General features: G+C 36.3%; 7 protein-coding genes and 5 pseudogenes. 5 read left to right on the top strand and 7 right to left on the bottom strand.

Annotated elements, in window-relative coordinates; genetic code table 11:
• Window positions 1-44 precede the first annotated feature (44 nt).
• Together BAU23_RS17605 and BAU23_RS17600 are read right to left on the bottom strand one after the other, a co-directional pair.
• Window positions 45-485: a DUF2269 family protein gene (locus BAU23_RS17605; RefSeq protein WP_078182012.1), complete on the bottom strand. Its 441-nt coding sequence runs from the start codon at window positions 483-485 to the stop codon at window positions 45-47.
• 18 nt (window positions 486-503) lie between these two features.
• Window positions 504-854, bottom strand: coding sequence for an ASCH domain-containing protein (locus BAU23_RS17600; protein ID WP_071734882.1), 351 nt, complete (start codon window positions 852-854; stop codon window positions 504-506).
• A 185-nt stretch (window positions 855-1,039) separates the two neighbouring features.
• Here BAU23_RS17600 and BAU23_RS17595 point away from each other — a divergent pair, with 185 nt between their 5' ends.
• Both BAU23_RS17595 and BAU23_RS17590 read left to right on the top strand, forming a co-directional pair.
• Complete coding sequence (locus BAU23_RS17595) at window positions 1,040-1,279, top strand: helix-turn-helix domain-containing protein (RefSeq protein ID WP_071734881.1); 240 nt, start codon at window positions 1,040-1,042, stop codon at window positions 1,277-1,279.
• A gap of 124 nt (window positions 1,280-1,403) precedes the next feature.
• Window positions 1,404-2,339 carry an ATP-grasp domain-containing protein gene (locus BAU23_RS17590; RefSeq protein WP_071734880.1) on the top strand — a complete coding sequence of 312 codons (936 nt, stop codon included), beginning with the start codon at window positions 1,404-1,406 and terminating at the stop codon, window positions 2,337-2,339.
• Window positions 2,340-2,673: 334 nt separating this feature from the next.
• Here BAU23_RS17590 and BAU23_RS17585 read toward each other — a convergent pair whose 3' ends face one another.
• Complete coding sequence (locus BAU23_RS17585; RefSeq protein ID WP_071734879.1) at window positions 2,674-3,015, bottom strand: YolD-like family protein; 342 nt, start codon at window positions 3,013-3,015, stop codon at window positions 2,674-2,676.
• A gap of 197 nt (window positions 3,016-3,212) precedes the next feature.
• On the opposite strand from BAU23_RS17585, the pseudogene BAU23_RS31030 reads away from it, so the two are divergent.
• Window positions 3,213-3,356: pseudogene (locus BAU23_RS31030) on the top strand (N-acetylmuramoyl-L-alanine amidase); the annotation flags it as partial.
• Between the two features lie 58 nt (window positions 3,357-3,414).
• Here the strand turns inward: BAU23_RS31030 and BAU23_RS29865 are convergent.
• A pseudogene (locus BAU23_RS29865) lies at window positions 3,415-3,750 on the bottom strand (hypothetical protein).
• Window positions 3,751-3,835: 85 nt separating this feature from the next.
• On the opposite strand from BAU23_RS29865, the pseudogene BAU23_RS17575 reads away from it, so the two are divergent.
• A pseudogene (locus BAU23_RS17575) lies at window positions 3,836-4,054 on the top strand (zinc ribbon domain-containing protein); the annotation flags it as partial.
• Here the strand turns inward: BAU23_RS17575 and BAU23_RS17570 are convergent.
• The 3 genes and pseudogenes from BAU23_RS17570 to BAU23_RS17560 all read right to left on the bottom strand — a co-directional run.
• A pseudogene (locus BAU23_RS17570) lies at window positions 4,051-4,293 on the bottom strand (TNT domain-containing protein); the annotation flags it as partial. The pseudogenes BAU23_RS17575 and BAU23_RS17570 sit on opposite strands and share 4 nt — an antisense overlap.
• A 139-nt stretch (window positions 4,294-4,432) precedes the next feature.
• Window positions 4,433-4,645 (bottom strand): DUF3006 domain-containing protein, encoded by a 213-nt coding sequence (locus BAU23_RS17565; RefSeq protein ID WP_071734878.1) that lies wholly within the window; start codon window positions 4,643-4,645, stop codon window positions 4,433-4,435.
• 2 nt (window positions 4,646-4,647) lie between these two features.
• Window positions 4,648-6,033 (bottom strand): S-layer homology domain-containing protein, encoded by a 1,386-nt coding sequence (locus tag BAU23_RS17560; protein ID WP_071734877.1) that lies wholly within the window; start codon window positions 6,031-6,033, stop codon window positions 4,648-4,650.
• Between the two features lie 260 nt (window positions 6,034-6,293).
• On the opposite strand from BAU23_RS17560, the pseudogene BAU23_RS30645 reads away from it, so the two are divergent.
• Window positions 6,294-6,469, top strand: a pseudogene (locus BAU23_RS30645) (IS6 family transposase); the annotation flags it as partial.

The following is a 6,469-nucleotide window of genomic DNA, read 5'->3' as shown; positions in this document are numbered from 1 at the left end:
GCCTGGCGAATTCAAACGGCAAGCCGCTATTCGCCCTAGATCTATCACCCCTGCCACAGCGCAGGCTTTGTCACCATGAACCATAACATCGCCATTAAAAGAACAATGTAAATCCAAACAGAACGCCGCAACAATTGAATCAAGGCGTTCTTGTCTTGGCCCGTTTCGCTGAATTTCCGAATGGTCGGAGAAAAGGCGCGGGCCAGGAAAAATATTGAACTCGCCATGAGAATAAGGGTCATCACAATCCAAGGGGTCTTCCAAGTCCAAGGGCCCGCCAGTACAAGCAGAACCCCGGATGCAACCAGCACATGCCCGGCATGCTTGGCCAGCCTGACCGAAAATCGGAATACATCCAGATAAGCCTGCTGTGTTCGGGCCTCTGTAGCCCGCAATTTTTTGATGAGCGGAAGCAATACAAAAAACGGGCCGATGGATAAGATTACACTAAAAATATGTATATACAGAAGCAGTCGATATAACATGTCCATCCTTATATCACATTAACCTTCGATGAGACGGAACTCATGAACCCAAACTCTCATATTTGGCAGCCACGGCATGCCAGGGTGAAGAGACAGGATAGATTGCTTATATTCCTCCACATTCGCATAGCCTTCTTGACGGGCATGCTCATCAGTCAATTCGCCAAGTGACTGCGAATAGACCTTCTCCACAACATACCGGTGACCTTGAAGCTCCATCACTTCCCCGACATCCGCATATCTCCCGTTGCGGCGAGTAGCCGTTTTCTGTCCTGCAAGTACTTTTTCAATGTCCTCCTGAATCGTGATGAGACGTTCAATCGTACATGTTTTTGGCGGTAAAGCGTTCGTTTCATTTTGGTTTGTCATCTGGGTCACTCTCCTTTTTTCATTTAAGCATAAGCCCACTTTATCATATAAAAAAATTATTCTATATAGCAAGTTTCTACTTAATAGGGATAACAAACCTTTGATGTTATCCCCTTAAGGTAGACAGTGTAAAAAGACCATGAATACACATGGATGTTACACTTTTACTTGGAGGCGATTTTATTATGGTTAAAAAAGGGGATAAATTAAAGATACAAGTTGTAAAAAGTTATTTAAATGGTGAGGGTAGCCAATCAGCTATAGCGAAAAAATATAAGCTTAGAAGTAGAACACAGTTAATGAATTGGGTCCGGAAATATCAAAAAACAGGTGATATTTCAGACTTGCGGGGGCAAAATGGTTGTAATAACGGCTTAAAGAAGAATGTATTTATTCCATGCCGTGTATGTAGAATCCCTGAGTGAATCAGGGTAAGGATGGTGTTTCATTTTTTCTTGTATTAAGTTAAAATATTGTAAAATTATTATTTTACAGACTACTAAAAATAGTATTATTAATATAATCATATTTTAGAAAGAAGGTATTCCCTTGAAGAAGATTCACGTTATTCATGAAAACACAGAGTGGACAAGACATCTAGCGAGAAGATTAGAAGAACTCGATCTTCCTTATGAAGAATGGCATGTGGACAAAGGGAATGTTGATCTTTCGTCTGTTCCACTGCAGGGCTTATTTTATAACCGTATGAGCGCTTCTTCTCACACAAGAAATCACCGCTTTGCACCAGAGTTTACGGGTGCGGTCCTTGCTTGGTTAGAGAGGCATAACCAAAAAGTGTTCAACGGAAGCAGAGCATTGCAGCTTGAAGTAAGTAAAGTCGCGCAATATATGGCACTGAATGCAGAAGGAATCCGGACACCTAAGACAATTGCAGCTGTTGGTAAGGAGCATATTATAGAAGCGGCAACGCAATTTGAAGGACGTCTATTCATTACGAAGCATAACCGTTCTGGAAAAGGACTAGGTGTTCAACTGTTTCAGTCTGTTGCTTCTTTACAAGAATACGTAGAAAGTGCAGCATTTGAAGAGCCAGTAGATGGTATTACATTAATTCAAGAATACATTCAATCTCCTGAGCCTTACATTACACGATGTGAGTTTGTAGGCGGGAAATTTGTATATGCAGTTCAAGTCGATACGTCTAAAGGCTTTGAATTGTGCCCAGCTGATGCTTGTCAAATTGGAGATTTGTTCTGTCCTGTTGGAGAGAAAGCCCCGGAAAAACCGAAGTTTCAAATTATTGAGGGCTTTGATGACCCAATTATTCAAAAATATGAGACTGTTTTGGCTGCAAATGATATCGCCATCGCGGGCATTGAGTTTATTCGAAATGCCGATGGTGAAATTTTCACTTATGACATTAATACAAATACAAACTACAATGCTGACGCTGAAGCAGTTGTTGGAAAATACGGTATGCTAGAGATTGCGAAGTTTCTTGGTAGTGAATTAGAGAAAATATAATAGATAGGGAGAAAGATGCTGATGAAGCAGCTTTTTTTGTAAGTTCATTTTGCGCTCAAATTGTTAATTTTATATTTAAAAATAAATAAAGGAAGCGCCATACATGCCTATCGACTTAGGATATGGATATGAAATAAAGCCACGATGTTTATAAGAAAGATGCGATGCTATATCTTTTCAATTAAAGAATTCTAAATGTGCTTTGATCAAACTTTTTTATGAAAATTGAACATCCATTCACAAAGAAAGACTCTATTTTCATCAATCTTTTTTCAAAATGGAGTCTTTTTGTGTAACACAGAATGTGGATTTGTAAGAGGTTTTTAATCAAACTTTATCTCAAATCAATTATATCCATAAATTTAAGGAAAATTCTGTTATAAGATGCATCAGTGCAAGTTATTAAATTCTTTATCGGATTTATGTCAGTTACAGTCACATATCTAGTAAGCAAATGACCATCTCTATAATAAGTAATCAATATCTTCTCTTCAGAAAGAAATGAACATAGTAACTTGTTTTCAATAATTTCTTGTTCGTCTTGGGTTAATGTAGGGCGCTCCACTTTTGTTTGTTTTTTAACAATCTTACCAATACCGATGAATTTCTTTGGTATCGAAGCGAATGGAGTCCGATTAATCATTCCTATTTCTTTTGGTATATGTGTATAGTTCATGCTGTATCTCCCCCTAATTACTATTAATAACCGTATCATTGTATCATACTTTAAATATATTAGGATTATTTATGTAATTATAAAATGAATATTTAGAGGTTTTTAGCTCCTTATTAAATCAAACCAATTTAACTAAGAATGATTTATATATATGATAGGAGAAATTACTGTGGAGTCCCTTTGTAGGTAAGTGTGTTGTTGCTGGTTCTGTTGATACAGGATAAGGATTTATAATTGATGCGAAGATAAGTGTAAATGGTTCGTATCAATATAAAGTGCATAATAGTCATTGGCAAGTGTTCTATATTACGGCTAGTAATACGTATGTGAATGTGCGTTAATTCAACGGAAAAGGTCGCCTATTACGGGCAGTCTTTTTCGTGCTGTATGTAACATTATTTACTTGTTATTTTTTTCGATTGTCAATTTCGTGTGCTCATTTAACCAAATATCTATTAGATCTCGTAATGTAATAGTTTCTATTTCAAGAGGGATTTCATCTTCATCATACTTATTAAATATAGAAGTTCTATCTTTTCGAACATCTGCTCCAAAAATATTCGCACTTATTTTTTCATAATCACTTTTTTAGTTTAAAACTTTATCTACAGTTTCTACTATCCAATCACCGAATTCAGATACCTCTACATTAAAAAAAGCTTCTAAAATATCGAATTTCTTTGGTAATCTAATAACTAAACTACCTGTACTAAGTAATTCAAATTTGTAATCCATATTATTTTCTCCTTCAAAAATTAAATTATCGACCTTGTCTTGGAAATGCAGAAATAATTTTAACATTTCAATTAAACTGGTGTAATGGTACGGCAAACAAGTCATTGTTGTATCGAAAACATTTGCTTCAAGCCAATTATGTTCTTGTTGTGGATATCAAAACAAAGACGTTAAAAATCTAAACCTACGTAAATGGGACTGCCCTTCTTGCCTTACACACCATGATAGGGATATTAACGCAAGTATCAATCTAAAGAATGAAGCGATAAGGCTTCTAACCGCAAGGACTGTGGAGATAGCCTAATAAATTAGAGTTCGATAGAACTCTTTACTTAGGAATCCCCCCTCTTCTAAACGAGGTGAAAGTGGGGGTAGTTCAATAAACTCAGATTGTGTCCCCATTCCAGATTCACCAAACCATGGCGCAATTGTTCCGTCCATAGCGTCTACAGGTTTAATCAATTCATAAACATTATACGGCTTTTTATTTGCTCCAGGAGCTAGTTCTCTTTGTTCATAAGGTATACCTTCAGTTGAAAAAAATGTCCCACCTTCTTACCCGTATCTATCAACTCGTTTACATTGTAAATATAAAATACAAAAGTGAATCCTATGTGTATGTGAAAAAGCCCACTCATAAGAGCCGGCTTTTTCACATAGATATGTTTAATTTGAAAATTTATTATTCAAATAGTTTATCTATTAAATTTTGAATTTCACGCTTTCTTTTATCGGTTTCTTTCTTATCGATGGTATACTTATCATCCTCAATAATAAGAACGTCACCTTCTTTTGCAGAAGATGGGAGTTTGGATCTTGGCACATCAATTGTTATGCTTTTCATTTCAATAACTGCCAATTCTCCTTCAAAACGGTCAATAATTCCTTTTTGCATAATTATCTCTCCGTTCTAACAGAAATATTTGAACCATCACTATCAATAACTACAGTTCCATTTAAATCTGTTCTATACACCTTAACAGACATTAAAGATAACTTTGCTAAAGTTTCTTGTGTAGGATGTCCATATCTGTTACCTGCACCGGCGCTAATAACAGCGATGTTTGGTTTGACTGCATCTAAAAATGGCTGAGAAGAAGAAGTCTTACTTCCATGGTGACCAGGTTTTAATACATCTGATTTTAAGTTTGACCCATGCGCTGCAACCATATCTTTTTCGCTTTTCGCTTCAGCATCGCCAGTAAATAAGAATGATTTGCTGCCGTGCGTTATTTTTAATACAGCGCTCCATTCGTTTAAGTCGTCACCATATTCTTTAACAGGAGCTAGGAATTGTGAGTTTAACCCGTTTATGGGTAAATTCAGGCCAGACTTTGCTTCTTTAATTGTTAATCCTTTGTCGGCTACTGCAGTTAAAAAGTCTTTAAATGTATCGGTTGTATGACTTACTTTAGGTGCATAAACATTTTTTACATTCATGGAATAAAGTACTTCATCTAAGCCGCCTACATGATCGGCATCAGGGTGCGTAGCAATCATATAATCAATGGTTTGGAATCCTAGTCCCTTTAGATAATTTGCGACTACCTTACCTTTGCCGTTGTTACCTCCGTCAATGAGGATAGTTTCTCCACTTGGAGACTTTATAAACGTTGCATCACCCTGTCCTACATCAATATAATGAACTTCTAAGTTGCCTTTAGGTTGAGGAAGAGTTGGACGGAAGCTTGGTTCTAATACGCGAGCTAAGAATGCAGCGAATTGCTCACGAGTTACTTTTAAGTCTGGACCGAATGTACCATCAGGAAATCCAGCAGTAATATTATTTTGAGCTAAAGTTTTGATATATTGATAACCCCAATGACTAGCTGGAACATCAGGGAAGTTTACGTCAGTACCTGTAGGTTTTAAATTAAATGTTTTGACGAGTACGACAGCCATTTCTGCACGAGTTAACGAACGATCAGGGAAGTAGTTTTTTTCACGTTGTACAATGTTATAATGCGCTAACTTATGTACAGAATCATAGTAATAAATACCCTTGGTTACATCTGAAAAAATATGAGTATAGCTAGCTGGCTTTTCTAAATTTAACGATAAATCTAACATTAATGCCATTTGTCCACGAGTTACATTGTCACTAGGATTAAAATATCCCTCCGGAGTACCATTAATAATGCCTTTTTCCGCTAAATAGTTAATTTCTTTATATGCCCAATGATTAGATGGGACATCAGGGAAAGATTTAGCACTTGCAAGATTAGGGATAAATAATGAAACAATCATTACAAATACCGCTAGTAATAAGCTAAACTTTTTCAAAAATATCGCCTCACTTTATATATTTTTTTAACCTATTTAACTTTAGCATTTCTTACAAATATTTCAAAGATTAATAGATCATTATGTAATATTTATTTTATCATTTTAGCCAAGAAGACTCCTGGTTCTGGTGCAAAAACTTAAGGACAACTGCAATGAATCTATAAATCTTGGACATACTGTTACTATTACTTTAGAAAGGGTGCGTGATTGGTATGGAAAAGGAAAATGTATTCAAATGGAGGCATTATTAGCCTGATATTATTTTGTTAACGGTAAGATGGTACCTACGGTACAACCTCAGTTTTCGTGATTTGGTGGAAATACTAGAAGAACGGGGTTTATCTATTTCTCATACAACGATTATGCCTTGGGTACACCAGTATGGTCCTGAATTGGACAAACGAATCCGACGTCACCTCAAACAAATGACTCT

The organism is Bacillus nitratireducens (assembly GCF_001884135.1).
Classification (GTDB): Bacteria; Bacillota; Bacilli; order Bacillales; family Bacillaceae_G; genus Bacillus_A; species Bacillus_A nitratireducens.
This window is presented reverse-complemented; position numbering and strand designations above follow the sequence as displayed.

Excerpts from the sequence above, each read along its gene's own strand:
- BAU23_RS17600 (WP_071734882.1), bottom strand. The coding sequence starts at position 854 with ATGACAAACCAAAATGAAACGAACGCTTTACCGCCAAAAACATGTACG.
- BAU23_RS17595 (WP_071734881.1), top strand. The coding sequence starts at position 1,040 with ATGGTTAAAAAAGGGGATAAATTAAAGATACAAGTTGTAAAAAGTTAT.
- BAU23_RS17605 (WP_078182012.1), bottom strand. The coding sequence starts at position 485 with ATGTTATATCGACTGCTTCTGTATATACATATTTTTAGTGTAATCTTA.
- BAU23_RS17585 (WP_071734879.1), bottom strand. The coding sequence starts at position 3,015 with ATGAACTATACACATATACCAAAAGAAATAGGAATGATTAATCGGACT.
- BAU23_RS17565 (WP_071734878.1), bottom strand. The coding sequence starts at position 4,645 with ATGCAAAAAGGAATTATTGACCGTTTTGAAGGAGAATTGGCAGTTATT.